A 25,631-nucleotide genomic window follows, 5' to 3' on the forward strand; every position below is an offset into this window, starting at 1 on the left:
ATGGCAGAGAGTTCCTGGTCGCTCGGTCGCGCGCTGCGCGGCATGTTCGTGAAGCCGACGATCGACGAGACGACGTGGGACGACCTCGAGACGGCGCTGCTCACCGCCGACTTCGGTCCGGACATCACCGAGCGCATCGTCGACGAGCTGCGCGAGAAGGTCGATCGGTACCGCACCACCGATCCGAGAGACCTGCAGCGGATGCTGCGGGAGACGCTCGAGGAGCACTTCGCCCGGTTCGACACCACGCTGAAACTCACGGAGCGTCCGGCCGTCGTCCTCGTGGTCGGCGTCAACGGCGTGGGCAAGACCACCACGATCGGCAAGTTCGCCAAGTTCCTGCAGCGTTACGGACGCACCGTCGTCGTCGGGGCGGCCGACACCTTCCGGGCCGCCGCCGTCGAGCAGCTCGCCACGTGGGCCGAGCGCGGCGGCGCGACGATCGTGCGTCCCCAGCAGGAGGGTCAGGATCCCGCCTCGGTGGCGTTCCAGACGATCGACCATGCCAAGCAGACCGGCACGGAGATCGTGCTCATCGACACCGCCGGACGCCTGCACACCAAGGGTGGGCTCATGGATGAACTCACGAAGATCCGCCGGGTGGTCGAGAAGCAGGCGCCGATCAGCGAAGTGCTGCTCGTGCTCGATGCCACGACGGGACAGAACGGCGTGATGCAGGCGGAGGCGTTCCTGCAGCACGCCGGTGTGACCGGACTGGTCATCACCAAGCTCGACGGCTCCGCCAAGGGCGGTTTCATCCTCAACGTGCAGGAGCGCACCGGGATCCCGGTCAAGCTCCTCGGGCAGGGCGAGGGCATCGGCGACCTCACGGGGTTCACCCCGCACGTGTTCGCCGCGTCGCTCGTTGACTGATCCGGCGACACGACCCGCAGATCTATCGCCCGGGCGGGCGTGCTGGTTTCATGGAGGGATGGCGATCGAGCACGATTACTTCGGCCTTCTCGAGTCCGGCCCCGACGGGTCGCTCTTCTGGTCGGAGGTCGTCGAGCTCGGCGACCAGTCCGTGACCGTCGATCTCACCGCTCCCGATCAGGACGATGTCTCTCCCGCCGCTCTCGATGTCGCCGCGGCGCTCATCGCTGCGCTGGAGGCCGTCGACGCGAAGGCCCGGGGAGCGATGGTCTCCGAGCTCGGCGACCGCACCAGCGAGGTGATCGAGTACATCCTGCAGCAGCAGGAGTCGCTCGGCGACGACCTCGAGGACATGCTCGTCGACATCAGCGGCGACACCCACGTCGACATCATCCGGTCGTTGCAGATCATGAGCATGACCATCCTCGCGGATGAACTCGGCGGCAGCGATCCGTTCGCCGTGCTCGAGTACGCTCTGGATCCCGACGCGACGGACGATGTGCTGCTGGTGAACCTCGACTCCGACGGCGATGTCGTCTCGGTGACCAGCGCCGACTGACGACCGCGAGCCGCGGTAGATCGCCGGGCGCGTCAGACGGCCTGGGCGAAGCGGTCCGCGCCGGCTTCCTCGCCGATGTGCGCGAGGTGCCGGGGAAGGTCTCTTCCCATCGACCGCATGGACTGGGCCCACAGACGCCCCGCGCGGTAGGACGAGCGCACGAGCGGACCGGCCAGCACGCCGAGGAATCCGATCCGCTCCGCCTCCGTCTTGAACGCGACGAACTCCTCCGGCTTGACCCAGCGGGCGACCGGCAAATGCCGCGGGGACGGTCGCAGATACTGCGTGATGGTGATGATGTCCGTGCCCGCCTCGCGGAGGTCCCGAAGCGCCCGCGCGACCTCCTCCGGCTCCTCGCCCATGCCGAGAATGAGGTTGGACTTCGTGATGAGACCGGCTCGGTGTGCCCGCGTGAGCACGCCGAGCGACCGCTCGTAGCGGAAGGCCGGACGGATGCGCTTGAAGATGCGCGGCACCGTCTCGACGTTGTGGGCGAACACCTCGGGGCGGCTCGAGAAGACCTCGTCCAGTTGGCCGGGATCCCCGTTGAAGTCGGTGGCGAGGATCTCGACGCCGGTGCGCGGATTCCGCTCGTGGATGGCTCGAACCGTCTCCGCATGCAGCCACGCACCACCATCGGGCAGGTCGTCGCGGGCGACCCCCGTCACGGTCGCGTATCGCAGGTCCATCGCCGCGACGCTCTCGGCCACGCGCCGCGGTTCATCCGTGTCGTAGTCGGCGGGTTTGCCGGTGTCGATCTGGCAGAAGTCGCAGCGTCGCGTGCACTGGGAGCCGCCGATGAGGAAGGTCGCCTCGCGGTCTTCCCAGCACTCGTAGATGTTCGGGCACCCGGCCTCCTGGCAGACGGTGTGCAGCTCCTCGGTCTTCACGAGCGAGTGCAGTGCGGAGTACTCCGGTCCCATCTTCGCGCGCGTCTTGATCCACTCCGGCTTGCGCTCGATCGGCGTCTGCGCATTGCGTACCTCGAGCCGCAGCATCCTTCGCCCGTCGGGTCGGGTCGCGGCACTGTCGCCGCTCGTGGGTGCGCAGCCGGTCATGCCGCGACCTCCGCGTAGGTGCTCGTGAGGTGCCGGATGACGGTGGCGACGATGTCGCGCGGACGGGTCGCCACTCCGGAGGCTTCGCTCACCGTGGTGACGCCGGCGTCGGTGATCCCGCACGGGATGATGCCTTGGAACGGCGCGAGCGAGTTGTCGCAGTTGATCGCGAACCCGTGCATCGTCACTCCGCGCTCGACGCGCACGCCGATCGCGGCCACCTTGTCGTCGCCGAGGGGCCGCCGCACCCAGACCCCGCTCCGTCCGGTCACCTGGTGCCCTTCGACACCGTGCTCGGCCAGCGCGTCGATGAGGAGGCGCTCGAGACGTCGTACGTGGGCGACGACGTCGACGGGGTCGGGGAGGCGCACGATGGGATACCCGACGAGCTGACCGGGTCCGTGCCACGTGATCTTCCCGCCGCGGTCGACGTCGATGACCGGCGTGCCGTCGGTCGGACGCTCGTGTGCCGCGGTGCGAGTGCCCGCGGTGTAGACGGCCTCGTGCTCCAGCAGCAGCACGGTGTCCGGGCGCGTGCGATCGACGACATCGGCGTGCACGCGTCGCTGCAGCTCCCACGCGTGGCGATAGGGCACGAGGTCGGGGGCGAGGCCCAGGGTCAGGATGTCGGGCATCACGAACCTTCCTGGAATGTTGGAATGCGTCCAACAATACCCGTGCTGCGATCAGCGGGCGGCGACACGCGCGTGCATTGCGTCCGCGTCGATAGCGTGGACCCGTGGACAGTGGAGCGCGTGTCGGCCGACCCAAGGCGTCTTCGCGCGAGACGCTCGCCGAGGCGGCCTGCGAGCTCTTCCTCGAACAGGGCTTCGCGGCGACGTCGATCGTGGACATCACGCGGCGCGCGGGTGTGAGCCGGTCGAGCTTCTTCAACTACTTCGCCTCCAAGTCCGACATCCTGTGGAGCGGGTTCGACGAGCGGCTCGACGTGGTCGCGCGATCGCTGAGCGACGGCGTCGAGGTGGATGCCGCGCTCCGCTCCTTCGCCGAGGCGTTCGCGCCGGACAGTCTCGCGCTCGGGATCGTGAACGCGGCGATCATGGGCATCGAGAGCGATCTCGAGTCCGAACGCGCCCGCCGCCAGCTGCGGCTGAGCGGTCTGATCGCGGACCGGCTTCGCGCTCCGGCGGACGATTCCGCCGCCGCGGACATCGACGGGGCGGCGCGCGCGGCCGCCATCTTCAGCGCCGTATGGCGGTGGGCCGGGTCGGGCCCCGGAACGTCGTCTCTCCCTGACGAGGTGACGGCGGCGCTGGCGCTCGTGCTGCCGCGCTGACCCGCCGCGGACGCGTAGAATCGGGGGATCATGGCGACTTTCGGCACTCTCTCCGACCGGCTCACCGAGACCTTCCGCAACCTCCGCACCAAAGGGAAGCTCACTCCCGCGGACGTCGATGGCACCGTCCGCGAGATCCGTCGTGCGCTGCTCGACGCCGACGTGGCGCTGACGGTCGTCAAGGACTTCACCGCGAAAGTGCGTGAGCGCGCGCTGGGCGATGAGGTGAACCGGGCCCTGAACCCGGCGCAGCAGGTCGTTCAGATCGTCAACGAGGAGCTCGTGGCCATCCTCGGCGGTCAGCAGCGTCGCCTCGAGTTCGCAAAGAACCCTCCCACCGTCATCATGCTCGCGGGGCTCCAGGGCTCGGGAAAGACCACCTTCGCCGGCAAGCTCGCCAAGCGGCTCGAGAAGGACGGCCACACCCCGCTCCTGGTCGCGTGCGACCTGCAGCGCCCGAACGCCGTCAACCAGCTGCAGGTCGTCGCCGAGCGAGCCGGTGCCGCGATCTTCGCCCCGGAACCGGGCAATGGCGTCGGCGACCCGGTCGCGGTCGCGCGCGCCGGCGTCGAGACAGCGCGCCGTCAGCAGCACGATGTGGTCATCATCGACACCGCCGGACGACTGGGTGTCGACGCCGAGCTGATGAAGCAGGCCGCCGACATCCGCACCGCGACCCGACCGGACGAGGTGCTCTTCGTCATCGACGCGATGATCGGCCAGGACGCGGTCAATACGGCCAAGGCCTTCCAGGAGGGCGTCGACTTCACCGGCGTGGTGCTGTCCAAGCTCGACGGCGATGCGCGCGGCGGTGCCGCGCTCTCGGTGGCCTCGGTGACCGGTCGCCCGATCATCTTCGCCTCGACGGGAGAGGGGCTCGATGACCTCGAGCCCTTCCACCCGGACCGCATGGCCAGCCGCATCCTGGACCTCGGCGACATCCTCACCCTGATCGAGCAGGCGCAGCAGACGTTCGACGAAGAGGAAGCGCGCAAGGTCGCCGACAAGATCGCGACCGAGCAGTTCACCCTCGAGGACTTCCTCGAGCAGATGCAGCAGTTCAAGAAGATGGGCTCGATGAAGAAGATGCTCGGGATGCTCCCGGGCATGGGCCAGATGAAGCAGCAGATCGACGACTTCGATGAGCGTGAGATCGATCGGACGGAGGCGATCATCCGGTCGATGACGCCGGGCGAGCGCCGCAATCCGAAGGTTCTCAACGGCTCCCGACGCCTGCGCATCGCGCGCGGGTCGGGGATGACGGTCACCGACGTCAACCAGCTCGTCCAGCGCTTCGACCAGGCTGCCAAGATGATGAAGACCGTCGCTCGGGGAGGTGTTCCGAACGTCCCGGGCATGGGGCCCATGGGGGGCAAGCCGGGTGCTTCAGCCAAGCGCGGCGGCGGCAAGAACTCCAAGAAGAAGAGCGGATCGCGCTCCGGGAATCCGGCCAAGCGTGCGGCCGAGAACGCGGGAGTCGCCGCGTCGGAGGCGACCGGTTCGGGATTCGGCCTGGGTGCGGGCAGGGACATGCCCAGTGAGGCGGATCTTGCCGAGCTGCAGAAGATGCTCGGCAAGGGCTGAGATCAGTCGCGCATCGCGGCGAGGTGCTCGCGGAGGGTCGGCCCCCCGCGGAACTCGCGGATGAGATGCTGCACGACCTCGCGCAGATCACCGCCGGCGGCATCGGCCACGACGAGCTGACGCGACGAGCTCGCGCCCTCGGCGAGGATCCGGTTCACGCCGGCGTACTCCTTGGCGCACTTGAGCTCGACCGCGATCTCCGCGTGCCGCTCCAGCGTCTCCATCAGGTGCTCGCGGACGGGCACCTGCGTGCCGTCGGGCGCGACGATCACCTGAGCGTCCAGTCCGTATCGGGCAGCCCGCCACTTGTTCTCGCGCACGAACCACGGCTGGATCATGGTGAGCTCGCGCCCTTCGTCGAGTTCGCGCGAGAAGTGCTCGACGAGAACCTGGGTGAGGGCGGCCACGGCGGCGAGTTCGGGAAGCGTCGACATGCCGTCGCACGCGCGCACTTCGATGGTGCCCCAGCGTGGTGCGGGCCGGATGTCCCACCTCACCTCCGTCGCATCGGCCATCACGCCGGTGCGGACCATGTCGTCGAGATAGGCCTCGAACTCCGCCCAGTCCCGCAGCGGCCAGGGCAGACCCGCCGTGGGCAGCTGCTGGAACACCAGTGCGCGGTTCGACGCGTAGCCCGTGCGATCCCCCGCCCAGAAGGGGCTCGAGGCGGAGAGGGCCTGAAGGTGGGGGAGATACACCGAGAGCGCGTTCATGATCGGCAGGACCTTGGCGACGTCATCGATGCCGACGTGCACGTGGATGCCCCAGATCATCATGTTGCGCCCCCACCACTGCGTGCGCTCGATGAGCTCGTGATAGCGGGTCTTGTCGGTGATCTCCTGGTCGTACCACTGCGCGAACGGGTGGCTCCCCGCGCACATCAGCTCGACCCCGAGCGGATCGGTGATGCTGCGCACCGTCTCGATCGCGTCGGCGATGTCGTCCACGGCGGCAGCGACCGTCTGGCCGACGCCGCTGGTGAGTTCGAGCGTGTTCGTCAGCAGCTCCTGGGTGACGGTGAACCGTTCGAGCGCCGTGTCCTCGGGGAGGGCGGCGAACACCTCCGGGGCACGCGGCACCAGGTCGCCGGTCCGCCGATCGGCGAGCATCAGCTCCCACTCGATGCCGACCGAGGAGCGCGCGGATGTCGCGAAGGGCACCGTCATGCCGTCATCCTGCCACGCCGCTGCGGGCGCGGATCAGAACGTCGGGGGAATCAGTGCGGCGCGCCGAGCTCGATCAGCAGAACGCCCCCGGCGATCGCGATGATCCCGAGGCCCATCACCCACGTGAAGGGCTCCTTGAAGAGCACGCGCGCCAGGATCGCGGTCAGCGCGACCCCGCATGCGGACCAGATGCCGTATGCCACACCGACCGGCATGCCGTTCGCCAGACAGAGGAACAGCAGAGTGAAGGCCAGGACATAGGAGACGACCACGGGCGCGATCCAGACGCGCTTCTTGAAGCCCTCCGATGCGCGCAGCGACATCGTGCCCGTCACTTCGAAGACGATCGCTCCCGCGAGGAGCAGCCAGGTCATCGTCGTCCCTCCCTCGTGTCGGCTGCTTCGGCCGTAGGCGTCGCGATCGGCCCGGTCGCGGGCGCCTGCCGGGAGTGGGTGCTCGCACCCATCTCCACCAGCAGCACCCCGCCGATGACGATCGCGATCCCGAGGCTCATGAGCCAGGTCAGCGGGTCGCCGTAGAGCAGTGCGGCCAGCACGGCGGTCAGCGCGACACCCGACGCGGCCCAGACGCCGTAGGTCAGGCCGATCGGGGCTCCCGCGCGCAGCAGCAGAGCCAGACACAGGAAGGCGCCGCCGTAGCCGAGAAGGACGAGGACGATCCAGCCGGCGTGGTCCACGAGCTGTCGCAGCGAGAGAGTCGCCGACACCTCCAGCACGATGGCGCCGACGAGGTACAACCATTTGGCCATGGGGGAGACTTTCGGGCGGGGGCGGGTTGACCCGCTCACCCTAGCGGACCCTTGCCGGAGCGGCCGTCGGCGCGGTTCGCGACGCCGCGCAGGATCTGGCAGAATAGAGGGTCGGACCCGGCGCTCGACCCTCTATCCAGCGCCGTGGACCGTTCCAGAGCTTCCGCCGGGTGTGCACCCCACGCTCCAGGCGATCGGTTCGTTCGCTTTCACTCATTCAGGAGAATCGTGGCTGTCAAGATCCGCCTCAAGCGCCTCGGAAAGATCCGTGCGCCCTATTACCGCATCGTCGTGGCCGACTCGCGCACCAAGCGCGACGGTCGTGTCATCGAAGAGATCGGCAAGTACCACCCGACCGAGGAGCCCTCGTTCATCGAGGTCGACTCCGACCGCGCCCAGTACTGGCTCGGCGTCGGCGCTCAGCCGACCGACCAGGTGCGTGCCATCCTCAAGCTCACGGGCGACTGGGGTCGTCACCAGGGTGACAAGGACGCCGTTTCGACAGTGAAGACCGCCGAGACGAAGGCAGCATTCGAGGTCGACGCCGACAAGAAGTCGGTCATCAAGCCCAAGGTCGAGAAGAAGGCCGAGGAGCCCGCCGCCGACGCTGCCGAGGACGCCGCGGCGTCCGACGAGTCCGCCGAAGCGTAATTCCGTGCTCGCCGCCGCGCTCGAACACGTCGTCAAGGGGATCGTCGATCACCCCGACGACGTCCGCATCGTCTCCTCCTCGTCGTCACGAGGGGATGTCCTCGAGGTGCACGTGCACTCCGATGACCGCGGACGCGTGATCGGGCGCGGCGGACGCACCGCCAAGGCGCTGCGCACGCTCATCACCGCGCTCGCCGATGGCCGCCGTGTGCGGGTCGACGTCGCGGATGACTGACGTGGCCCCCTCCGGTGACGCCCGCCCGCCGGTCGGCTCCAAAACGCAGTTGCGCGTCGGTCGCCTCGTCAAGGCGCACGGCCTGAAAGGCGCGCTCAAGCTCGAGCTGTACACCGACGACCCCGACGGACGCTTCGTGCCGGGGGCGACGTTCACCCTCCAGGTTCCCGAGTCCTCGCCCTGGCATGGGAAGCCGCTGACCGTGCGCGAGTTCCGCTGGATGAACTCCCATCCCGTCGCCTTCTTCGAGGGCGTCGACGACCGCACCGCCGCCGAGGAGCTCGTCCGCGCGATTCTGTGGATCGACGAGGCCGCCGCCTCCGACGAAGAGGACGCGTGGTACGACCACCAGCTGGTCGGACTCGACGTCGTGCGAGACGGTGCCGTCGTCGGTCGCGTGGCGCGCGTCGACCACCTGCCGTCGCAGGACCTTCTCGCGGTCCTTCTCGCCGACGAGACGGAAGTGCTCGTTCCGTTCGTCAAGGCCATCGTGCCCGAGGTCGATCTCGCGGCAGGCCGGGTGCGGATCACACCGCCGGCGGGTCTGTTCGAGGAGCTGCCCCCCGAAGCCGACGAGGCACTCGGCGGCGAGGTTCCCGAGGCCCGCACCGAGCAGGAGTGATCACGGCATGCGCATCGACATCGTCACGATCTTTCCGGCGTTCTTCGATGTGCTCGATGTCTCGCTGATCGGCAAGGCCCGCGCGCGGGGACTCCTCGACGTGCGCGTGCACGACCTCCGCTCCTGGACTCGCGATCGTCATCGCACCGTCGACGACACCCCTTACGGCGGGGGTGCCGGCATGGTGATGAAGCCGGAGCCGTGGGGTGAGGCGCTCGACGAGATCCTCGAGGAACGGACCGCCCTCATCGTTCCGTCGCCAGCGGGGGAACGGTTCTCGCAGTCGCTCGCTCGCGAGCTGTCCGCCGAGGGCCACCTCGCCTTCGCGTGCGGCCGGTACGAGGGCATCGACCAGCGTGTCATCGATCACTACGCCGCGCGAGGGCGCGTGCGTCTCGTGAGTCTCGGCGACTACGTGCTCAACGGTGGCGAGGTGGCCGCGATGGCCATGATCGAGGCGACGACGCGCTTGATTCCGGGCGTCATCGGCAACCCCGGCAGTCTCGTTGAGGAGTCGCACGAAGAGGGGCTGCTGGAATACCCGATCTACACCAAGCCGCCGGTGTGGCGCGGTCTCGAGGTGCCGGAGATCCTGCTCAGCGGCAACCACGGCGCGATCGCGCAGTGGCGGCTCGCGCAGAGCGTCGAGCGCACGCGCGCTCACCGTCCCGACCTGCTCTGAGCCCGAGCCGGCGAGGCGAGGTCAGTCGACGCCGAGGTGCGACCGGTCGGTGAGGACGACAGGTCCGGCGTCGGTGATCGCGATCGTGTGCTCGGAGTGCGCGCCGCGCGAGCCGTCGGCGCTGCGCAGGGTCCATCCGTCCTTGTCGGTGACCAGCTTGTCGGTGGACTGCAGGAACCACGGCTCGAGTGCCAGCACGAGTCCGTCGCGAAGCGGGTATCCCCGGCCGGGCTTGCCGTCGTTGGGCACGTGCGGGTCGCCGTGCATCTCGCGGCCGACGCCGTGTCCGCCGAAGTCGGTGTTGATCGAGAGGCCGTCGGCGCGCGCGACCTCGGCGACCGCGTGGGAGATGTCGCCGATGCGATTCCCGACGGTCGCGGCGCCGATGGCGGCCTCGAGGGCGCGCCGGGTGGTGTCGATGAGGGCGAGGTCCTCGTCGCGCGCAGAACCGACCACGAAGGACACGGCCGAGTCGGCCACCCAGCCGTCCACGGCGACGGCGAAATCGAGCGTGACGAGGTCGCCGTCGCGCAGGTCGTAATCGAAGGGGAGCCCGTGCAGCACCGCGTCGTTGATCGAGGTGCAGATGACCTTGCCGAACGGGCTCGCGCCGAAGGAGGGGTGGTAGTCGATGTAGCACGACGTCGCACCGGCCCGCCGGATGAGGTCGTGAGCGCGTCGGTCGATCGTGAGCAGATTCGTCCCCACTCTGGTGTCTTCGCGGAGCGTCGCCAGGGTCTCGGCGACGAATCGGCCGGCCGGCCGCATCGCGTCGATCTCGGCCGGAGTGCGCAGTTCGATCATCGGGGTCCTTTCGCGGGGCGGTCTCCATTCTCTCCGATACGTCGACCGCGGGCTGTGAGGATGCCCATCATCGCCGTACGTGCCCCGCCACCGAGCGCGGCGCGGCGTACCATCGGGGGCATGTGGCTCCGTCGCGGATTCTTCGCGTGGCTCCTCCCCGCCGCGTTCGTGCTCCCCGTATGGCTCCTGGTGGGCTGGGGCGTGTTCGATGCGAGCGGATGGGCGTTCCTGTGGGTGCTGTTCCTGGCCATCCCCTCGGTGTTCGTGGGGCAGCTGATCCTCACCCTCCTCGTGCGGGCGCGGGGCACGGTGCGTGCTGAGCGCGCCGTGTCGTGGTGGGACGTCGGCGGGTTCGCCGTCTGGCACCTGCTGATCGTGTCGCTCGGCTTCTTCGACCCCGCGTGGTGGGCCCCCGTCATGGTGCTGACCCTGTTCGTCGCGGCAGGGCTGTTCTGGCTCCAACTCTGGCAGCTGTGGCGGGAGGCGCGTCCCGCGGCGGTCTACTTCCGCACCGACCCTTCGGTGCAACGCGGAGCGGGCTCGGCGGGGGAGAATGCCTCCCGGACCGGCGGCGCGGAACCGGACGTGTTCGTCATCGCGGAGACCGACGCCCAAAGCCCGCCCGACGCGAGCCGGCGCTGAGTCCGCACGTTTTGGCCGGGGACGGTATCCGTGGCAGAATTGTCGTTTGTGCCCTGACCTGCTCTGCCTCAGGGGAGCCGGCGCCGGAGACATCCGAGGCGCTCGGGCACACACCATCCTTTTTTCCGAATATCGCGCGGTCGACCTGTGGCGGCTGCAGAGAGACACGATCATGCAGATCCTCGACTCCGTCGACGCGGCTTCGCTCCGCTCCGACATTCCCGACTTCGCTCCCGGTGACACCGTCAAGGTGCACGTCAACATCACCGAGGGAAACCGCTCGCGCATCCAGGTGTTCCAGGGCGTCGTCCTCGGCCGCCAGGGCGACGGCGTGCGCGAGACCTTCACGGTCCGCAAGATCAGCTTCCAGGTGGGCGTCGAGCGCACCTTCCCGGTGCACAGCCCCGTGATCGACCACATCGAGATCGTCACCCGCGGTGACGTGCGTCGCGCGAAGCTCTACTACCTCCGCAGCCTTCGCGGCAAGAAGGCCAAGATCAAGGAGAAGCGCGAGAACTGACGCTTCGCCCTCACGAAGCCCCCGGCGGTCGACGCCGGGGGCTTCGTCGTTCACTTCGGCGGCGACGCGCGGGCTCCGACGGCACCCGCGACCGGCGGAGATGTGCGAACCTGGAAGAACCCGTCCGCGAGGGCGGCGCGGAGGGGAAAAGAGCGACATGACGACCGAGAAGACCGGGACGCCGCCGTCAGGGGCACCCGAGGAAGCGCCGGCCGATCGCTCGGGGTCGCGAGGGCGAGGCTGGCTGACTTTCCTGCGTGACGTGGTGATCATCATCCTCGTCGCGCTTCTGGTGTCGTTCCTCGTCAAGACCTTCCTGGTCCGCTCGTTCTACATCCCCTCCGGCTCGATGGAGGACACGCTCGAGATCGACGACCGCATCCTCGTGGATGAGATCACGCCCCGGTTCGGAGAGTACGAGCGCGGTGACGTCGTCGTCTTCGCCGACCCCGGCGGGTGGCTTCCCCCGAGCGACGCACCCGACCGAGGGATGCTCGTGGACATGGGCGAGTGGCTGCTGTCGCTCATCGGACTGGCGGCGCCCGACAGCGATGACCACCTCGTCAAACGCATCATCGGTCTGCCCGGCGACGAGGTCGTCTGCTGCAACGACGTCGGCCAGATCACCGTCAACGGGGTCGCCATCGACGAGACCACCTACCTGAAGCTGCCCACGCCGGATTCGCCCGCGTCCGCCGACGATTTCGATGTCGTCGTTCCCGAGGACAGCCTGTGGGTGCTCGGCGACAACCGCTACCGCTCGAAGGACAGCCGCTACAACCAGGACCAGCCGGGAGAGGGCTTCGTGCCGCTGGAGAACCTGGTGGGTCGGGCGTTCCTCATTACGTGGCCGTTCGATCGGCTCGGCACCCTCGACTTCCACCACGAGGTGTTCGCGGGGGTTCCGGACGAGCCCGCGGCCGACGAGGAGGAGTCGGTCGAGTGACCGTCGCCGTTCCTCGTCTCACGCTCGAGCGGCGGCTGCTGCGCGAGCACGCGCTCGTGATCGCGTGCGACGAGGTCGGTCGCGGAGCGCTCGCGGGCCCGGTGGCGGTGGGCGCCGCCGTGGTCGACGCGGGGCGCTCTCGTCGACGCGTGCCGGAGGGGCTGCGGGATTCCAAGCTCGTCCCCGAGGCTCGCCGGCCCGAGGTGGCGGCGCGCGCTGCATCGTGGGTGTCGGCGAACGCCGTCGGATGGGCCACCGCGGCGGAGATCGACGAGGTCGGGATCATCCGCGCGCTCGGCCTCGCCGCGCTGCGCGCGATCGGCGATCTGCGCGCCCAGGGGGTCGTCCCCGAGGAGGCGATCGTGATCCTCGACGGCAATCACGACTACATCACCCCGGCCGGAGGCGCCGGCCTGTCGGTCACACCGGTGATCAAGGCAGACCGGGATTGCGCAAGCGCCGCGGCGGCTTCGGTCATCGCCAAGGTGGCCCGTGACGGTCTCATGACCGGGCTGCACGACGCTTTGCCCGCCTACCACTGGGCGCGCAACAAGGGCTACGCCAGCCCCGATCACCGGGAGGCGATCCGCCGGCACGGCATGAGCCCCCACCATCGTGCGTCGTGGTCCATCGCGAGTGCTCCGACCCTGTTCTGAGCCGCGCCGGGACGTCAGTCCCAGTCGAGGTAGTCCTCGATCGGCCAGGCCGTCTCGCCGACGTGAGTGAGGGGGAAGAGGTCGGCCGCGCCGTCGATCGTCACGAGGCTGACCCGCTCCGGGGCCGCGGCGCGCAGGGTTTCGCCGTTCGCCGGAGGCATCACGCGGTCGGCTGACCCTTGGAGAGCGAGCACCGGGATCCCGGGCGCGAGAGTCGCGGCGCCGATCTCCGCAGACGCGGCGCGGGCGGCGCGCTGCAGAGCCATCCGCTCCCGGTCGTAGGCGTTCTCGGGGATCTCGGACGTGGGGGACACCTCCACGGGCGCCTCGCCCTCGACGGCGAGCAGCAGCACGCCGGCGGCACGCGCGGGATGGTTCAGGGCGACCGTCCGCGCGACGGTGCCGCCGAACCCGTGTCCGCCCACCCACGGCCGTGTCATGCCCACGTGATCCATCACGTCCACGACGTCCTGCGCGAGATCGTGGAGCGTCGGCGCCGGTACGGCGTCGTTCGGCCGGCGGCAGCCGATCCTCACCACGCGGAAGTCCTCTTCGCCGAGGGCCTCCGCCAGCAGGCCGAGATAGCCGAGCCGGAGTCCGGCGCCGGGCAGGAGCACGAGAGCCGGTCCGTCGCCGTGGTCGTCGGCGTAGGGGACGGCGCGTCCGTCCGGTTCGAAGATCTCGGTCTCAGCCACGGTTATGGAGTCCTTTCAGCGGGTGCGGGATGTGCCGCGCACACCACGCTACGGGAATCGACCTGATGATCCGGACCACGTGATCGCGCGGTCTCGGCGCGGCCGTCACGACCGTAGGATGGGGGGATCATGGATGACGAAGTCTTCGAGGACTACGACCGCGAACTCGAGCTTGCCCTGTACAAGGAGTATCGCGACGTCGTCTCCCAGTTCCAGTACGTCATCGAGACGGAACGGCGGTTCTACCTCGCCAATGACGTCAACGTCGTGCGCCGCGACAGCGAGCACGACTTCTATTTCGAGATCACGATGACCGACGTGTGGGTGTGGGACATCTATCGCGCCGACCGCTTCGTCAAGTCCGTGCGGGTGCTGACCTTCAAGGACGTCAACGTCGAAGAGCTGACGCGACGGGACTTCCGGCTGCCGGACGAGCTCTCCCTCGACAGCTGACTTCCGGGCGGAGCGGGGCCTGTGAGTCCGCCGGTCCGTCCACAGATCGCCCGGATGTGCCGCGCGGCGATGCCTGAGGCGGACAGGGTCGTCTCATGGCGATCAAGGACGACCTCGGGCGTGCCGGTGAGCAGGCCGCGCACGATCATCTCGTCGCGCTCGGCTTCGTGGTTCTCGATCGCAACTGGCGCTGCGGGCAGGGCGAGATCGACATCGTGGCCCGCGAGGCGGGCGAACTCGTCATCGTCGAGGTGAAGACGCGCAGGAGCACCGGATTCGGGCATCCTTTCGACGCGATCGACGAGCGCAAGCGGAGTCGCCTCTGGCGCCTGGGGCGCGCGTGGGCGGCGGCCCATCCGGAGCCGTCCCGGGGGCTCGCCCTTCGGACGGATGTGATCGGCGTGACGGGTTCCCCTCCGGGCCGTGCACGTATCGAGCATCTCCGCGATCTGCGCTGACCGTTCCTGTCCTGCCCTCCCCAGCCTCGTCACGAGGCCGTTCATGCACGGCCGAGCAGATTCGCTCCGCGGCCGGTGTCGCGAGGGCGCAGTCTCGGGGCATGACACGCTCCTCCCTCCGCCCGCCGGTCCCGGCATGACCGTCGCTCGCACCTGGGCCGTCGCCCTCAACGGGGCGGTCGGCTCGATCGTCGAGGTCGAGGCCGACCTGTCCAATCAGACGCCCGACATGCGCATCATCGGGCTCCCCGACAAGGCTCTCAACGAAGCGTCGCGTCGCGTGCACAACGCGTGCGAGAACAGCGGTCTGCCCCTGCCTCGACGGCGGCTCACGGTGAACCTGTCGCCGGCGAACCTCCCCAAGCACGGATCGGCGTTCGACCTCGCGATCGCCGTCGCCGCGATCGCGACCGAGACCGATCTCGATGTGGGGTCGGTCTCGGCCACGGTGCACGTCGGCGAAGTGGGACTCGACGGGCGGCTGCGGCCGGTGCCGGGGGTGCTGCCCGCGGTCGTCGCGGCCACGCGGGCCGGCTTCGCCCGCGTGGTGGTTCCGCATGCGAACGGCCCGGAGGCGCGTCTCGTCCACGGTATCGAGGTGCGCGCTGCCACGACGCTCGCGGAGGTCGCTGCCCTCCACGGCGCCGGGGTGGACGTCCCCGACTGCGAGCCGGTGGCGAACGGGCGCCCGACCGACGACGTGCGCTCCGATGCCCGGCACGACCTCGCCGACGTCATCGGCCAGAACGACGCGGTGGAAGCGCTCGTCGTCGCAGCCGCGGGTGGCCACCATCTCCTCATGACGGGGCCGCCCGGAGCGGGCAAGACCATGCTCGCCCGACGGCTGCCCGGGATCCTGCCTCCACTGGACGACGAGGCGGCGCTGGCTGTCGCATCGATCCGCTCACTGGGAGGCGGAACCATCCGGTCGCTTCCGCGCGTAGCGCCGTTCGAAGCCCCGCATCACAGCGCGAGCTCGGCGGCCCTCGTCGGAGGTGGAAGTCGCGTGATCCATCCGGGCGCCGTGGCACGAGCGAGTGAGGGGGTGCTGTTCCTCGATGAGGCGGGCGAGTTCAGCGGTCACGCGCTGGACGCGCTTCGACAGCCGCTGGAGAGCGGTGAGATCGAGATCCACCGGTCGGGAGCGGTCGCGAGCTTCCCGGCGCGCTTCCAACTCGTCCTCGCGACCAACCCGTGTCCGTGCGGCGGGTACGGCATTCCGGGTTCGTCGTGCACATGCCCGCCGATGGCGATCCGTCGCTACCTGCAGCGCCTTTCGGGACCGCTGTTGGACCGCATCGACATCGAACTGACCCTGCGCCGCGTCTCGGTGGCGCAGCGGCGCGCGAGCGGTGAGGGGATGAGCACCGAGACGGCGCGTGAGCGGGTGCGCGAGGCGCGAGACCGGGCGGCGCACCGGCTTCGGGAGACCGAGTGGCGGCGCAACGCGCAGGTCGCCGGACCGTGGCTGCGCGAGGGCCCGGCTGCGCCGGATGCTGCAGCTCGCCGGCCGCTCGACATCGCGCTGCAGCGTGGCGCGCTCACGCTCCGCGCCTACGACCGCGTGCTGCGCGTCGCGTGGAGTCTGGCGGATCTCGCGGGCAGGCCGCGCCTCGGCCTCGACGACATCGGACGTGCCCTCTACCTGAAGAAGGGAATTGCTTCATGACGGACTACGACCTCACCCCGACGGCGATCCGAGACGCGCTCGGACCCTTCGGCGAGGGTCTCGATGACGAGGCGGCGGTGGAGATGTACGCCCGCGTCGCGTGGTCGCACGTCGCCGAACCGGGCGATGCCGACGCCGGTGCATTGATCGGTGCGCTCGGCCCGGCTGTCGCGCTCGACACCGTCGCCAGTTCGGTGCCGACGCCTGTCGGGGAGCTCGACGGGCTGGCCGCGCGCCACGCGTGGGCTCGGTGGCGGCCTCGCCTCGACGGCGACGCGGTCTTCCGTTCCTTGCGGGCGGCGCACCGCATCGGGGCGATGCTGATCACGCCGGCTGCGTCCGACTGGCCGGAGAGTCTGAACGACCTCGGTGCACACGCGCCCGTGGCGGTCTGGGTGCGGGGAACCGTCGACGCGTGGCGCTCGACGGCGGTGGCGATCGTCGGAGCCCGCGCGGCGACCTCCTACGGCGAGCACGTCGCCGCCGACCTCGCCGCGGGCATCGGCGCGTATGGCGGCGCCGTGGTCTCGGGCGCGGCCTACGGCGTCGACGGAGCCGCGCATCGGGCGGCGCTCGCCGTGGGTTCGCCGACGGTCGCCTTTTTGGCCGGTGGCGTCGATCGCGCCTACCCGAGAGGCAACAGCGCGCTGATCGAGCGCATTGCCGAGGTCGGGGCGCTCGTGAGTGAACTGCCACCGGGCGCAGCTCCCACGAAGTGGCGCTTCCTCCAGCGCAATCGGCTGATTGCGGCGCTCGGAGCAGCGACCGTCGTGGTCGAGGCGGGCTGGCGCAGCGGTTCGCTCAACACCGCCGGCCACGCCGTGAGCCTCGGGCGACCACTCGGCGCCGTCCCCGGCCCGGTGACCAGTGCCGCCTCGGCGGGCTGCCATCGACTGCTGCGGGAGTACGACGCGGTCGCCGTGACCGGAGCGGACGACGCCTGGGAGCTGGTGGGTCGGCTCGACGCGCGGGAGGTGGAACGCGCGGACGGTGCGATGGGTGGTCCGAGGACGGATGCGGCGACGCGCGTCGTCGACGCCCTGAGCACGCGCGCCGGTCGCTCCACCGACGAGGCGGCGCGCGGTGCCGGCCTCTCCGTCGCGGAGACGGGGTCACTTCTCGGGCTGCTCGAACTCGAAGGGCGTGTCCGCCGCGACGATCGCGGATGGCGTCGCGCCTGATCGGTGCGCCGCGCACCTCGGCGACGAAAAGGAGGGGAAGCTGGGAGCATGAGGTTCGGCGAGGCGGCGGAGAGCTACCTGGATCATCTGGCTCACGTGCGTCGGCTCTCACCACGGACCGTACGTGCATATCGCGGCGACCTCGCCGATGTCGTGGCGGCCACCGGGGATCCGGTGTTGACGGACGTCGACGTCCACGCTCTCCGCGAGTGGCTGTGGGAGTCGGTGCAGCGCGGTCACAGTGCGTCGACTCTTGCTCGCCGAGCCGCGGCGGTTCGCGGATTCTTCGCCTGGGCACTGGAGACGGGTCTGGTCGAGGTCGATCCGAGCGCTCGCCTTGTCACCCCCAAACGGGGGCGCACCCTTCCCCGGGTGGCTACCGCGGACGGCGTCTCCGACCTCCTCGACGACCTGCGCGATGCCGCACGCGACGGTGATCCCGTGCTGCTGCGGGACAGTGCGCTGCTCGAAGTGCTCTACGGCACCGCCATCCGCGTGTCCGAGCTCTGCGCTCTCGACCGCGACGCGATCGATGACGAACGCCGCACCCTCCGCGTGGTCGGGAAAGGCGACAAGGAGCGGATGGTGCCCTTCGGTGCCCCGGCCTCCGCTGCGCTCGAGGCCTATCTCGTGCGGGGTCGCCCGGTGCTGCACGCCCGCTGCGACGGCGCCCCCGTCGCCGCGGTATTCCTCGGCACCCGAGGTGCGCGCATCGGCCCGCGCGCGGTCTACGACGTTGTCGCGCGACGACTCGGGCCGGTCATCGGTGCGAGCGTCGGCCCCCATGCGCTCCGGCACTCCGCCGCCACTCACCTGCTCGACGGCGGAGCCGACCTTCGCACGGTCCAGGAGCTTCTCGGACACGCGAGCCTGGCGACCACGCAGATCTACACCCATGTCTCGAGTGAGCGCCTCGCTGCGACCTACCGCCTCGCCCACCCTCGTGCTTAGGGCCCACCCCGCGCATAGGCTGGATGCATGCCGATGGACCTTCCCATGCCCGGTGCCCGATTCCGGGGCGCCGCGGCCGCCGTCACGATCCTTGCGATCGCGTCGCTCACGGGGTGCGTGACCGAGACCGTCGTGCGCCTCCCCGAGGAGCCCACCGGATCGGCGGGGACCTCCGCGTCCTCTGCGTCGCCCTTCGTGAGTCCCGCCGAGAGGAACCCGGAGAACCTCGCCGACCAGACCGTCGAATGCTCCGAGGCGCCTCTCGAGATCGCCGAGAGGGCGGATCCGCGCGTCGACGTCGTCGGAAGCTGTCCCACGGTGACGGTCAGCGGCAACGACCTCATCATCGACGTGAGCAGTGCCGACGTCGGCGACCTGATCATTCGCGCCGACCGCGTCTCGGTGGTGGCGGCAGCGCTGCCTTCGCTGTCGATCGCGGGCTACGACGTCGTGGTCGAGGCCGACGAGATCACAGCCGCCACGGTGTCGGGGGACCGCAACACCGTCCGATCGGAGACGGGAATCGACTCGGTCGCCGTGACCGGCCACGACAACACCGTGGCAGCCGCGAGCGGCATCGGGGAGATCGACGACGCGGGAGAGCGCAACACCATCGGCTGAGCGGCGGCGATCGGTTCGCAGCAGGGGAGGAGCACGGCGCGAGGCACTCCGCCCAACAGCAGCAGGGGATTGATGTACTCGCCATCGAGCCGCACGCCGAAGTGGAGCGCGCCCGGCGGGGTATGGCCACCCGTCGACAGCGTTCCCACCGGCTCTCCCGCGACGACGGCTTCGCCCACGGTGGCCTCGGGCGAGACCGGCTCGAGGGTCGTGACGAGTCCGCCGCCGTGGTCGATCGTGACGACGCCGCGTCCGGCGACCGGCCCGGCGAACGCGATCACCCCTGCTGCCGGGGACGAGATCACGCGGGCGGGGTCGGACGGGGCGATATCGACACCGCGATGGCCGGGGCCGTACTCGTGCGCCGGCGCGACGAAGGCTTCGACGATGCGGAACGGGTGCACCGGCCACCTCCAGCCGGCCAGAGTCTCCGGCTCGTCGTCCACAGCACGTGCCGGGCCGCCGAAGGCAACGACGACGACCAGGCTCAACAGCGCCGCCGCCGCGAGCGCACGGATGCCTCGACGGGCGGATGTCGAGGCCGGCAGGACGAGCATGGCCCTATCGTCGCGTCCCGTGACGGGTGCGCGTACGCCGACGGATGAACCTGTGGAGGGCTCCGACGGTCCGCCGCGTGGGGAGGGTCTCCGGCTGGTATGATCGAGGGGCATCCCGTTCTCGGGGTGACTACGCGTGCCCTCAGCGCGCCGGTTCCGGCGCGTGGCATCCACTCCCTCCGGTCCTCTTCCCGATCCACACATCGGCAGGGGCGGGGGTGCGCCGGGCACCAGGACGCGTCGGCCGACCGGCCGACCGATAACCGAAATCGGCGCGCACGCGCCAGAACAGGAGAACGGCCATGGCCGTCGTCACCATTCGCCAGCTGCTCGACAGCGGCGTTCACTTCGGACACCAGACCCGCCGGTGGAACCCGAAGGTCAAGCGCTTCATCCTCACCGAGCGCAGCGGCATCCACATCATCGACCTGCAGCAGTCGCTGTCGTACATCGACAAGGCGTACGAGTTCGTCAAGGAGACCGTCGCCCACGGCGGAACGGTCCTCTTCGTCGGCACCAAGAAGCAGGCGCAGGAGATCATCGCCGAGCAGGCGACCCGCGTCGGCCAGCCTTACGTCAACCAGCGCTGGCTCGGTGGTCTGCTGACGAACTTCACCACCGTCAGCAAGCGCCTCGCCCGCATGAAGGAGCTCGAGGAGCTCGACTACGACGACCCGGCTGCGAGCGGCTTCACGAAGAAGGAGCTGCTGCTGAAGAAGCGCGAGCTCGACAAGCTGCACAAGTCGCTCGGTGGTATCCGCAACCTCCAGAAGACGCCGTCGGCCATCTGGGTCGTCGACGCCAAGCGTGAGCACCTCGCCGTCGACGAGGCCACCAAGCTGGGCATCCCGATCATCGGCATCCTGGACACCAATGCCGATCCGGACGAGTTCCAGTACCCGATCCCCGGCAACGACGACGCGATCCGCTCGGTGAGCCTGCTGACGCGCATCATCGCCGACGCCGCCGCCGAGGGCCTGATCCAGCGCCACCAGCCCGCGGACGAGGTCGAGGAGGCCGCTGAGCCCCTCGCCGAGTGGGAGCGTGAACTGCTCGAGTCGGGTGCTCCCGCGCAGTCGTCGGCAGACACCGAGAAGGTGGCCGATGAGGCCGAGGCCACGGTCGAGGCGAGCGAGATCGTCGCCGAGGAGCAGGCCGCCGAGGGCGAGAAGGCCACCGAGTCGGAGGCGGATGCCGCCGGCGCAGCCGCCGCGGACGCGAAGTAACCGTCGCGCAACCGACACCGAGTATGTTCGGCGGGGCCGTCTCCGGACGGCCCCGCCGAAGCGAAGCACGAATCATCTGAACAAGGAGCCGCCACCCATGGCAAACTTCACGATCGCCGACATCAAGGCGCTGCGCGAGCAGCTCGGCACGGGCATGGTCGACACCAAGAAGGCGCTCGAGGAGGCTGACGGCGACGTCGACAAGGCCACCGAGATCCTGCGTCTGAAGGGTGCGAAGGGCAACGCCAAGCGCGCCGACCGCTCCACGAGCGAAGGACTCGTCGCCGCTCACGAGCAGGACGGCGCGGTCACCCTGATCGAACTCGCCTGCGAGACCGACTTCGTCGCCAAGAACGAACGCTTCGGCGCGCTGGCCGAGAAGGTCCTCGCCGCCGCCGCCTCCTCCCGCGCCGACTCCGCGGAGGCTGCACTCGCGGCCGACGCGTCGGGCCAGACGGTCGAGCAGCTGATCTCGGACGAGGCCGCCATCATCGGCGAGAAGGTCGAACTGCGCCGCGTTCGCACCCTGACCGGCGACGCGTTCGAGGTCTACCTGCACAAGACCAGCAAGGACCTTCCGCCGCAGGTCGGTGTCGTCCTCGCCTACACCGGCGATGACGCCGAGACCGCGCGCAGCCTTGCGCAGCACATCTCGTTCGCCAACCCGTCTTATCTCAGTCGGGACGAGGTTCCCGAGGCCGACGTCGAGAAGGAGCGCGAGATCGTCACCGAGATCTCCCGCAACGAGGGGAAGCCCGAGGCGGCCCTTCCGAAGATCGTCGAAGGTCGTGTGAACGCGTTCTTCAAGCAGGTCGCGCTGCTCGACCAGGACTACGCCAAGGACAACAAGCAGTCGGTGGCCAAGGTCGCCGCCGACGCCGGTCTCACCCTCACCGGCTTCGCCCGGTTCAAGGTCGGAGCCTGACGTTGAAGAAGGCCCGCACCGCTTCGGTGGTGCGGGCCTTTTCTCATGCCCTTCGATAAGTTGTAAGCGACGAGAGGAATCACGTGATCGATGAAGCGACCGGACGCCGGCGCGTTCTGCTGAAGCTGTCGGGCGAGGCTTTCGGCGGCGGGGCGCTCGGGGTCAACCCCGACGTCGTGTCGCAGATCGCCCGTGAGATCGCCGAGGCGGTGGACCGGGTGGAGATCGCCGTCGTCGTCGGCGGGGGGAACTTCTTCCGCGGAGCCGAGTTGAGTCAGCGCGGCATGGATCGCGGCCGCGCCGACTACATGGGGATGCTCGGCACGGTGATGAACGCTCTGGCGCTCCAGGATTTCCTCGAGCAGGCCGGAGCCGCCACGCGCGTGCAGTCGGCGATCTCGATGACGCAGGTCGCCGAGCCCTACATCCCGCGGCGCGCCGAGCGGCACATGGAGAAGGGCCGGGTTGTCATCTTCGGTGCCGGCGCCGGCCTGCCGTACTTCTCCACCGACACCGTCGCCGCTCAGCGTGCGCTCGAGATCGGCGCATCCGAGGTGCTCGTGGCCAAGAACGGTGTGGACGGGGTGTACACGGCAGACCCTCGCACCGACGCGTCCGCGACCCGCATCGACCGCATCACGTACTTGGATGCGCTGCAGCGCGGTCTGAAGGTCGTCGACTCGACGGCGTTCAGCCTCTGCATGGACAACCGCATGGACATGCGGGTGTTCGGAATGGAGCCGGCGGGGAACGTGACGCGGGCGCTGCTGGGCGAATCGATCGGCACGCTGGTCACGGCGTGATCGCCGCCGGCTGACTAGACTGAGTTTTCGGTTCGAACGATGGGAGTCACTCGTGATCGCTGACGTATTGGCGGATGCCGGAGCGCGCATGGACCGCGCCGTCGAGGCGGCGAAGGAAGACTTCGCGACGGTGCGCACGGGGCGCGCCAACCCGCAGTTGTTCCAGAAGATCCTCGTCGACTACTACGGCAGCCCGACGCCGCTCGCGCAGCTCGCGTCGCTCGCCAACCCCGAGGCTCGCTCGCTCGTGGTCACCCCCTACGACAAGTCCGCCCTCAAGGCGATCGAGCAGGCGATCCGCGAGACCCCGAACCTCGGTGCGAATCCCACCAACGACGGAAACATCGTGCGCGTGACCATGCCCGAGCTGACGGAGGAGCGTCGCAAGGAGTACGTCAAGATCGTCCGTGGCAAGGGGGAGGACGCCAAGGTGCACGTGCGCGGCATCCGTCGCAAGATGAAGGACGACCTCGACGCCCTCAAGAGCGATGTCGGTGAAGACGAGCTCGTCCGTGCCGAGAAGGAACTCGACGCCCTCACGCGCTCGCACGTCGACGAGATCGACGACGCTCTGAAGCGCAAAGAGGCGGAGCTGCTCGAGGTCTGAGTCGCCGGATGACCGACGCGCCCGACGCTCCGTCCGGAGACGACGACGTCCCACCCCTGACCCGGCGGGACGCTGGAGCGCGCCAGGATCCCGGATCCGACGCGCAGGACCCCTCGCAGGCTTTCCAGGAGCACATGCGGGCGATGCGCACCGGTGTCGAGTCGCAGATGGCCCACGCGCGGGCGGAATTCGACCAGGCGAACGAGCGGATCAAGGAGCGGACCGGTCGTGACCTCATCGTCGCCATTCTGATCGGCATCGCGATCGGGGGTGTGCTGCTGCTCTCGCTCGTGCTGCTGAAGTGGATCTTCATCCTCTTCGCGCTCGTCGCGACCCTCTTCGGGATCCTCGAGATCAGTCGCGCGCTCACGGTCGCCGGCCGCCGTATCGATGTCGCACCGCAGGTGGGCGTCGGCGTCGTCCTCGTGCTGTCGGGCCTGTTCGCCGACCTGTGGTTCCACTGGGTCGTCACGTTCGTGGCCGTCGTCGTGATCGCCGTCTGGCGACTGATCGCCCAGATGGTGGCCGTGGAGCAGCGCTCACCGTCGGACGTGCTCGCCGATGTGCTGACGGGCGGCTTCGTTCAGCTGTACGTACCCTTCTTCGCGAGTCTCTCGCTCGTGCTGCTGCGTCAGGACGGCGGCGAGTGGTGGATCATCACGTTCATCCTGATCGCCGTCGTGGCCGACACCGGCGCCTACATCAGCGGACTCACCTTCGGGCGTCATCCGATGGCGCCCCGGATCAGCCCGAAGAAGACGTGGGAGGGCTTCGCCGGAGCTGCCGTGGCGGCCCTCGTCGCGGGTGTGCTCGCGTCGATGTTCCTGCTCGGGCTGCCGTGGTGGACCGGCCTCGTCTTCGGAGCCGCGATCCTGGCGACGGCCACGGCCGGTGACCTCGGTGAGTCCATGATCAAGCGCGATATGGGCATCAAGGACATGAGTTCGTGGCTGCCCGGTCACGGCGGTGTGCTCGATCGCCTGGACTCGATCCTCCCGTCGGTCACCGTGGCCCTCGCACTGTCCTATCTGTTCACTCCGCTGGTGGTGACCCCATGAGTTCGGCCCCCGTGTCGTCCGATTCCCCCTCGCCCTCCGAGCGCACGCCCTTCCCGATCGCGCAGGGGCGCACGAAGGGGTATGACCGCGCGGCCGTCGACGACTTCCTCGCTCGTGCACGCGGTGTCTTCGAAGGCGAGACCGGAGACGCGCTGACCTCCGAGGACGTGCGACGCGCGGCCTTCCCCCTGACGCGCCACGGCTACGTCATCGCGGCCGTCGATGCGGCGCTCGCGCGCATCGAAGACGCCTTCGCCGCCCGTGAGCGCGAGACGGCGCTCGCGGACGGTGACGTCGGCGGATGGGTCGGCGCGACGCGCGGAACCGCGCAGGAGGTGCTCGATCGCCTGACGCGACGCAAGGGACGACGCTTCGACCGTGTCGGCGCGCTGCGGTACGGGTACCGCATCGATGAGGTCGATCTGGTGGGGGACAAGCTCGCCCGCTACCTGGCGGACGGCGAACCCGTCTCGGTCGAGCAGGTGCGATCGGTGGCGTTCCGCATGCAGCGCGGCGGGTACCGGGAGGCGCAGGTGGATGCGGTCCTCGACGCGGTCATCGAGGTGATGCTCGCTGTGCGGTGACGCGCGTCGCGGGGCGGATGACACCGGGAGTCCTCGCGGCTAGAATCGGGTCACTGTGACTGCCGGAAGCGACCTTACCCCCGCGCGTCGCGACGTCGTGAACGTCGCCGCGCCGGCACGCCGCCCGTCGGCACCGGCGCAACGGTGGTCCCGGCGTCGCGGGGTCCTCGCTGTGTTCGCCACGCTGGCCGCGTTCGGCTTCGTCATCGCGTACGCCGGCCCGACGGGCGTCGCTCTGAGCCAGGCGGCCGCCGAGGAGACGCAGCCCATCACGCTGTACTCGAGCACGTTGGGAGACGTGCAGACCCTCGTCACCGCCGACGCCGGCGACGACGAGATCCCGACCTTCGAGCGCGGCAACTACGAGGTCTATGTCACGCCGACTCCGACGCCGACTCCGGAACCCGTCGTCGCGAGCGAGTCGTCGTCATCGTCGACCGGGGGAGGATGGGCGCCGCCGTTCGTCACACCCGATCCCGGGTCCGCACAGGCCATCGCGTACGAGATGGTGACCGCTCGGGGATGGGGCGACGGCGAGTTCTCCTGCCTCGTGGCGCTGTGGAACAAGGAGTCGGGCTGGCGCGTCAACGCCTACAACGCGTCCAGCGGGGCCTACGGCATCCCGCAGTCGCTGCCGGGTAGCAAGATGGCCAGTGCCGGGGCCGACTGGGAGACGAATCCGGCCACCCAGATCTCGTGGGGCCTGGGATACATCGGCGGACGCTACGGGACCCCGTGCGGGGCGTGGGGGCACTCGCAGTCCGTCGGCTGGTACTGAC

Annotated in this window: 32 protein-coding genes and 1 pseudogene; 25 read left to right on the plus strand and 8 right to left on the minus strand. The window is 69.4% G+C overall.

Annotation, left to right across the window (positions count from 1 at the left end):
* A complete protein-coding gene (gene ftsY, locus IM777_RS07395; RefSeq protein ID WP_194385114.1) occupies nucleotides 1-873 on the plus strand; it encodes a signal recognition particle-docking protein FtsY in 873 nt (290 codons plus the stop codon).
* 58 nt (nucleotides 874-931) lie between these two features.
* Nucleotides 932-1,432 (plus strand): DUF2004 domain-containing protein, encoded by a 501-nt coding sequence (locus IM777_RS07400; protein ID WP_071043184.1) that lies wholly within the window; start codon nucleotides 932-934, stop codon nucleotides 1,430-1,432.
* Between the two features lie 32 nt (nucleotides 1,433-1,464).
* Here IM777_RS07400 and lipA read toward each other — a convergent pair whose 3' ends face one another.
* Complete coding sequence (lipA, locus tag IM777_RS07405) at nucleotides 1,465-2,490, minus strand: lipoyl synthase (RefSeq protein WP_194385115.1); 1,026 nt, start codon at nucleotides 2,488-2,490, stop codon at nucleotides 1,465-1,467.
* Complete coding sequence (gene lipB, locus IM777_RS07410; RefSeq protein WP_194385116.1) at nucleotides 2,487-3,125, minus strand: lipoyl(octanoyl) transferase LipB; 639 nt, start codon at nucleotides 3,123-3,125, stop codon at nucleotides 2,487-2,489. The genes lipA and lipB overlap by 4 nt, the downstream gene beginning before the upstream one ends.
* A gap of 104 nt (nucleotides 3,126-3,229) precedes the next feature.
* Here lipB and IM777_RS07415 point away from each other — a divergent pair, with 104 nt between their 5' ends.
* Entirely contained in the window at nucleotides 3,230-3,787 is a 558-nt protein-coding gene (locus tag IM777_RS07415) for a TetR/AcrR family transcriptional regulator (protein WP_194385117.1), read from the plus strand.
* 30 nt (nucleotides 3,788-3,817) lie between these two features.
* Nucleotides 3,818-5,371: a signal recognition particle protein gene (ffh, locus tag IM777_RS07420; RefSeq protein WP_194385118.1), complete on the plus strand. Its 1,554-nt coding sequence runs from the start codon at nucleotides 3,818-3,820 to the stop codon at nucleotides 5,369-5,371.
* A gap of 2 nt (nucleotides 5,372-5,373) precedes the next feature.
* On the opposite strand, the gene IM777_RS07425 is transcribed toward ffh, so the two are convergent.
* The 3 genes from IM777_RS07425 to IM777_RS07435 are packed head-to-tail and all read right to left on the minus strand — an operon-like array spanning nucleotide 5,374 to nucleotide 7,306.
* Complete coding sequence (locus tag IM777_RS07425; RefSeq protein ID WP_194385119.1) at nucleotides 5,374-6,537, minus strand: glutamate--cysteine ligase; 1,164 nt, start codon at nucleotides 6,535-6,537, stop codon at nucleotides 5,374-5,376.
* Between the two features lie 50 nt (nucleotides 6,538-6,587).
* Nucleotides 6,588-6,911, minus strand: coding sequence for a DMT family transporter (locus tag IM777_RS07430; protein WP_194385120.1), 324 nt, complete (start codon nucleotides 6,909-6,911; stop codon nucleotides 6,588-6,590).
* Entirely contained in the window at nucleotides 6,908-7,306 is a 399-nt protein-coding gene (locus IM777_RS07435; RefSeq protein ID WP_194385121.1) for a DMT family transporter, read from the minus strand. Before IM777_RS07435 ends, IM777_RS07430 begins: the two co-directional genes overlap by 4 nt.
* Nucleotides 7,307-7,534: 228 nt before the next feature.
* Between IM777_RS07435 and rpsP the strand changes: the two genes are divergently transcribed.
* The 4 genes from rpsP to trmD are packed head-to-tail and all read left to right on the plus strand — an operon-like array spanning nucleotide 7,535 to nucleotide 9,496.
* Nucleotides 7,535-7,957 carry a 30S ribosomal protein S16 gene (gene rpsP, locus IM777_RS07440; protein WP_071043198.1) on the plus strand — a complete coding sequence of 141 codons (423 nt, stop codon included), beginning with the start codon at nucleotides 7,535-7,537 and terminating at the stop codon, nucleotides 7,955-7,957.
* Between the two features lie 4 nt (nucleotides 7,958-7,961).
* The gene (locus IM777_RS07445; RefSeq protein WP_071043200.1) at nucleotides 7,962-8,192 is read left to right on the plus strand and encodes an RNA-binding protein; all 231 of its coding nucleotides are present in this window, start codon (nucleotides 7,962-7,964) and stop codon (nucleotides 8,190-8,192) included.
* A complete protein-coding gene (rimM, locus tag IM777_RS07450; protein ID WP_228481007.1) occupies nucleotides 8,185-8,814 on the plus strand; it encodes a ribosome maturation factor RimM in 630 nt (209 codons plus the stop codon). The genes IM777_RS07445 and rimM overlap by 8 nt, the downstream gene beginning before the upstream one ends.
* A 7-nt stretch (nucleotides 8,815-8,821) precedes the next feature.
* The gene (gene trmD, locus IM777_RS07455; RefSeq protein ID WP_071043203.1) at nucleotides 8,822-9,496 is read left to right on the plus strand and encodes a tRNA (guanosine(37)-N1)-methyltransferase TrmD; all 675 of its coding nucleotides are present in this window, start codon (nucleotides 8,822-8,824) and stop codon (nucleotides 9,494-9,496) included.
* A 21-nt stretch (nucleotides 9,497-9,517) separates the two neighbouring features.
* On the opposite strand, the gene map is transcribed toward trmD, so the two are convergent.
* A complete protein-coding gene (map, locus tag IM777_RS07460; RefSeq protein WP_071043205.1) occupies nucleotides 9,518-10,300 on the minus strand; it encodes a type I methionyl aminopeptidase in 783 nt (260 codons plus the stop codon).
* A gap of 120 nt (nucleotides 10,301-10,420) precedes the next feature.
* Between map and IM777_RS07465 the strand changes: the two genes are divergently transcribed.
* The 4 genes from IM777_RS07465 to IM777_RS07480 all read left to right on the plus strand — a co-directional run bounded on the left by IM777_RS07465 (nucleotide 10,421) and on the right by IM777_RS07480 (nucleotide 13,064).
* A complete protein-coding gene (locus tag IM777_RS07465) occupies nucleotides 10,421-10,942 on the plus strand; it encodes an MFS transporter permease (RefSeq protein WP_194385123.1) in 522 nt (173 codons plus the stop codon).
* Nucleotides 10,943-11,114: 172 nt separating this feature from the next.
* Nucleotides 11,115-11,462, plus strand: coding sequence for a 50S ribosomal protein L19 (gene rplS, locus IM777_RS07470; protein WP_071043209.1), 348 nt, complete (start codon nucleotides 11,115-11,117; stop codon nucleotides 11,460-11,462).
* Between the two features lie 157 nt (nucleotides 11,463-11,619).
* On the plus strand, nucleotides 11,620-12,408 hold the full coding sequence (gene lepB, locus IM777_RS07475) for a signal peptidase I (RefSeq protein ID WP_194385124.1): 789 nt from the start codon (nucleotides 11,620-11,622) through the stop codon (nucleotides 12,406-12,408).
* Complete coding sequence (locus tag IM777_RS07480) at nucleotides 12,405-13,064, plus strand: ribonuclease HII (RefSeq protein WP_194385125.1); 660 nt, start codon at nucleotides 12,405-12,407, stop codon at nucleotides 13,062-13,064. The genes lepB and IM777_RS07480 overlap by 4 nt, the downstream gene beginning before the upstream one ends.
* Nucleotides 13,065-13,078: 14 nt before the next feature.
* Here IM777_RS07480 and IM777_RS07485 read toward each other — a convergent pair whose 3' ends face one another.
* Complete coding sequence (locus IM777_RS07485; RefSeq protein ID WP_228481009.1) at nucleotides 13,079-13,759, minus strand: alpha/beta fold hydrolase; 681 nt, start codon at nucleotides 13,757-13,759, stop codon at nucleotides 13,079-13,081.
* A gap of 129 nt (nucleotides 13,760-13,888) precedes the next feature.
* Between IM777_RS07485 and IM777_RS07490 the strand changes: the two genes are divergently transcribed.
* The 6 genes from IM777_RS07490 to IM777_RS07515 all read left to right on the plus strand — a co-directional run bounded on the left by IM777_RS07490 (nucleotide 13,889) and on the right by IM777_RS07515 (nucleotide 19,092).
* Entirely contained in the window at nucleotides 13,889-14,212 is a 324-nt protein-coding gene (locus IM777_RS07490; protein ID WP_071043217.1) for a DUF2469 family protein, read from the plus strand.
* Between the two features lie 95 nt (nucleotides 14,213-14,307).
* On the plus strand, nucleotides 14,308-14,670 hold the full coding sequence (locus IM777_RS07495) for a YraN family protein (RefSeq protein ID WP_194385126.1): 363 nt from the start codon (nucleotides 14,308-14,310) through the stop codon (nucleotides 14,668-14,670).
* A 136-nt stretch (nucleotides 14,671-14,806) separates the two neighbouring features.
* A complete protein-coding gene (locus IM777_RS07500; protein ID WP_071043221.1) occupies nucleotides 14,807-16,339 on the plus strand; it encodes a YifB family Mg chelatase-like AAA ATPase in 1,533 nt (510 codons plus the stop codon).
* Nucleotides 16,336-17,520: a DNA-processing protein DprA gene (gene dprA, locus IM777_RS07505; protein ID WP_194385127.1), complete on the plus strand. Its 1,185-nt coding sequence runs from the start codon at nucleotides 16,336-16,338 to the stop codon at nucleotides 17,518-17,520. Before IM777_RS07500 ends, dprA begins: the two co-directional genes overlap by 4 nt.
* 48 nt (nucleotides 17,521-17,568) lie before the next feature.
* The gene (locus tag IM777_RS07510) at nucleotides 17,569-18,471 is read left to right on the plus strand and encodes a tyrosine recombinase XerC (RefSeq protein ID WP_194385128.1); all 903 of its coding nucleotides are present in this window, start codon (nucleotides 17,569-17,571) and stop codon (nucleotides 18,469-18,471) included.
* 27 nt (nucleotides 18,472-18,498) lie between these two features.
* Nucleotides 18,499-19,092 carry a DUF3060 domain-containing protein gene (locus tag IM777_RS07515; protein WP_194385129.1) on the plus strand — a complete coding sequence of 198 codons (594 nt, stop codon included), beginning with the start codon at nucleotides 18,499-18,501 and terminating at the stop codon, nucleotides 19,090-19,092.
* 77 nt (nucleotides 19,093-19,169) lie between these two features.
* Here the strand turns inward: IM777_RS07515 and IM777_RS07520 are convergent.
* A pseudogene (locus IM777_RS07520) lies at nucleotides 19,170-19,853 on the minus strand (murein hydrolase activator EnvC family protein); the annotation flags it as partial.
* Nucleotides 19,854-19,951: 98 nt separating this feature from the next.
* Here IM777_RS07520 and rpsB point away from each other — a divergent pair.
* From rpsB to IM777_RS07555, 7 genes are all read left to right on the plus strand, one after another.
* Entirely contained in the window at nucleotides 19,952-20,875 is a 924-nt protein-coding gene (gene rpsB, locus IM777_RS07525) for a 30S ribosomal protein S2 (RefSeq protein ID WP_071043231.1), read from the plus strand.
* A 97-nt stretch (nucleotides 20,876-20,972) separates the two neighbouring features.
* The gene (gene tsf / locus IM777_RS07530; protein ID WP_071043233.1) at nucleotides 20,973-21,800 is read left to right on the plus strand and encodes a translation elongation factor Ts; all 828 of its coding nucleotides are present in this window, start codon (nucleotides 20,973-20,975) and stop codon (nucleotides 21,798-21,800) included.
* An 83-nt stretch (nucleotides 21,801-21,883) separates the two neighbouring features.
* The gene (pyrH, locus tag IM777_RS07535; RefSeq protein ID WP_071043235.1) at nucleotides 21,884-22,603 is read left to right on the plus strand and encodes a UMP kinase; all 720 of its coding nucleotides are present in this window, start codon (nucleotides 21,884-21,886) and stop codon (nucleotides 22,601-22,603) included.
* A 52-nt stretch (nucleotides 22,604-22,655) separates the two neighbouring features.
* The gene (gene frr / locus IM777_RS07540; RefSeq protein ID WP_194385130.1) at nucleotides 22,656-23,210 is read left to right on the plus strand and encodes a ribosome recycling factor; all 555 of its coding nucleotides are present in this window, start codon (nucleotides 22,656-22,658) and stop codon (nucleotides 23,208-23,210) included.
* 8 nt (nucleotides 23,211-23,218) lie between these two features.
* Complete coding sequence (locus IM777_RS07545; RefSeq protein WP_194385131.1) at nucleotides 23,219-24,268, plus strand: phosphatidate cytidylyltransferase; 1,050 nt, start codon at nucleotides 23,219-23,221, stop codon at nucleotides 24,266-24,268.
* The gene (locus IM777_RS07550) at nucleotides 24,265-24,852 is read left to right on the plus strand and encodes a DivIVA domain-containing protein (RefSeq protein ID WP_194385132.1); all 588 of its coding nucleotides are present in this window, start codon (nucleotides 24,265-24,267) and stop codon (nucleotides 24,850-24,852) included. The genes IM777_RS07545 and IM777_RS07550 overlap by 4 nt, the downstream gene beginning before the upstream one ends.
* A gap of 55 nt (nucleotides 24,853-24,907) precedes the next feature.
* Nucleotides 24,908-25,630 carry an aggregation-promoting factor C-terminal-like domain-containing protein gene (locus tag IM777_RS07555; protein ID WP_194385133.1) on the plus strand — a complete coding sequence of 241 codons (723 nt, stop codon included), beginning with the start codon at nucleotides 24,908-24,910 and terminating at the stop codon, nucleotides 25,628-25,630.
* Nucleotide 25,631 lies beyond the last annotated feature (1 nt).

Source organism: Microbacterium luteum (assembly GCF_015277875.1).
Lineage (GTDB): Bacteria > Actinomycetota > Actinomycetes > Actinomycetales > Microbacteriaceae > Microbacterium > Microbacterium luteum.

Excerpts from the sequence above, each read along its gene's own strand:
- ftsY (WP_194385114.1), top strand. The coding sequence starts at position 1 with ATGGCAGAGAGTTCCTGGTCGCTCGGTCGCGCGCTGCGCGGCATGTTC.
- IM777_RS07400 (WP_071043184.1), top strand. The coding sequence starts at position 932 with ATGGCGATCGAGCACGATTACTTCGGCCTTCTCGAGTCCGGCCCCGAC.
- lipA (WP_194385115.1), bottom strand. The coding sequence starts at position 2,490 with ATGACCGGCTGCGCACCCACGAGCGGCGACAGTGCCGCGACCCGACCC.
- lipB (WP_194385116.1), bottom strand. The coding sequence starts at position 3,125 with ATGCCCGACATCCTGACCCTGGGCCTCGCCCCCGACCTCGTGCCCTAT.
- ffh (WP_194385118.1), top strand. The coding sequence starts at position 3,818 with ATGGCGACTTTCGGCACTCTCTCCGACCGGCTCACCGAGACCTTCCGC.
- IM777_RS07425 (WP_194385119.1), bottom strand. The coding sequence starts at position 6,537 with ATGACGGTGCCCTTCGCGACATCCGCGCGCTCCTCGGTCGGCATCGAG.
- IM777_RS07430 (WP_194385120.1), bottom strand. The coding sequence starts at position 6,911 with ATGACCTGGCTGCTCCTCGCGGGAGCGATCGTCTTCGAAGTGACGGGC.
- IM777_RS07435 (WP_194385121.1), bottom strand. The coding sequence starts at position 7,306 with ATGGCCAAATGGTTGTACCTCGTCGGCGCCATCGTGCTGGAGGTGTCG.
- rimM (WP_228481007.1), top strand. The coding sequence starts at position 8,185 with ATGACTGACGTGGCCCCCTCCGGTGACGCCCGCCCGCCGGTCGGCTCC.
- trmD (WP_071043203.1), top strand. The coding sequence starts at position 8,822 with ATGCGCATCGACATCGTCACGATCTTTCCGGCGTTCTTCGATGTGCTC.
- map (WP_071043205.1), bottom strand. The coding sequence starts at position 10,300 with ATGATCGAACTGCGCACTCCGGCCGAGATCGACGCGATGCGGCCGGCC.
- IM777_RS07465 (WP_194385123.1), top strand. The coding sequence starts at position 10,421 with ATGTGGCTCCGTCGCGGATTCTTCGCGTGGCTCCTCCCCGCCGCGTTC.
- rplS (WP_071043209.1), top strand. The coding sequence starts at position 11,115 with ATGCAGATCCTCGACTCCGTCGACGCGGCTTCGCTCCGCTCCGACATT.
- lepB (WP_194385124.1), top strand. The coding sequence starts at position 11,620 with ATGACGACCGAGAAGACCGGGACGCCGCCGTCAGGGGCACCCGAGGAA.
- IM777_RS07490 (WP_071043217.1), top strand. The coding sequence starts at position 13,889 with ATGGATGACGAAGTCTTCGAGGACTACGACCGCGAACTCGAGCTTGCC.
- IM777_RS07495 (WP_194385126.1), top strand. The coding sequence starts at position 14,308 with ATGGCGATCAAGGACGACCTCGGGCGTGCCGGTGAGCAGGCCGCGCAC.
- IM777_RS07500 (WP_071043221.1), top strand. The coding sequence starts at position 14,807 with ATGACCGTCGCTCGCACCTGGGCCGTCGCCCTCAACGGGGCGGTCGGC.
- dprA (WP_194385127.1), top strand. The coding sequence starts at position 16,336 with ATGACGGACTACGACCTCACCCCGACGGCGATCCGAGACGCGCTCGGA.
- IM777_RS07510 (WP_194385128.1), top strand. The coding sequence starts at position 17,569 with ATGAGGTTCGGCGAGGCGGCGGAGAGCTACCTGGATCATCTGGCTCAC.
- IM777_RS07515 (WP_194385129.1), top strand. The coding sequence starts at position 18,499 with ATGCCGATGGACCTTCCCATGCCCGGTGCCCGATTCCGGGGCGCCGCG.
- rpsB (WP_071043231.1), top strand. The coding sequence starts at position 19,952 with ATGGCCGTCGTCACCATTCGCCAGCTGCTCGACAGCGGCGTTCACTTC.
- tsf (WP_071043233.1), top strand. The coding sequence starts at position 20,973 with ATGGCAAACTTCACGATCGCCGACATCAAGGCGCTGCGCGAGCAGCTC.
- IM777_RS07545 (WP_194385131.1), top strand. The coding sequence starts at position 23,219 with ATGACCGACGCGCCCGACGCTCCGTCCGGAGACGACGACGTCCCACCC.
- IM777_RS07550 (WP_194385132.1), top strand. The coding sequence starts at position 24,265 with ATGAGTTCGGCCCCCGTGTCGTCCGATTCCCCCTCGCCCTCCGAGCGC.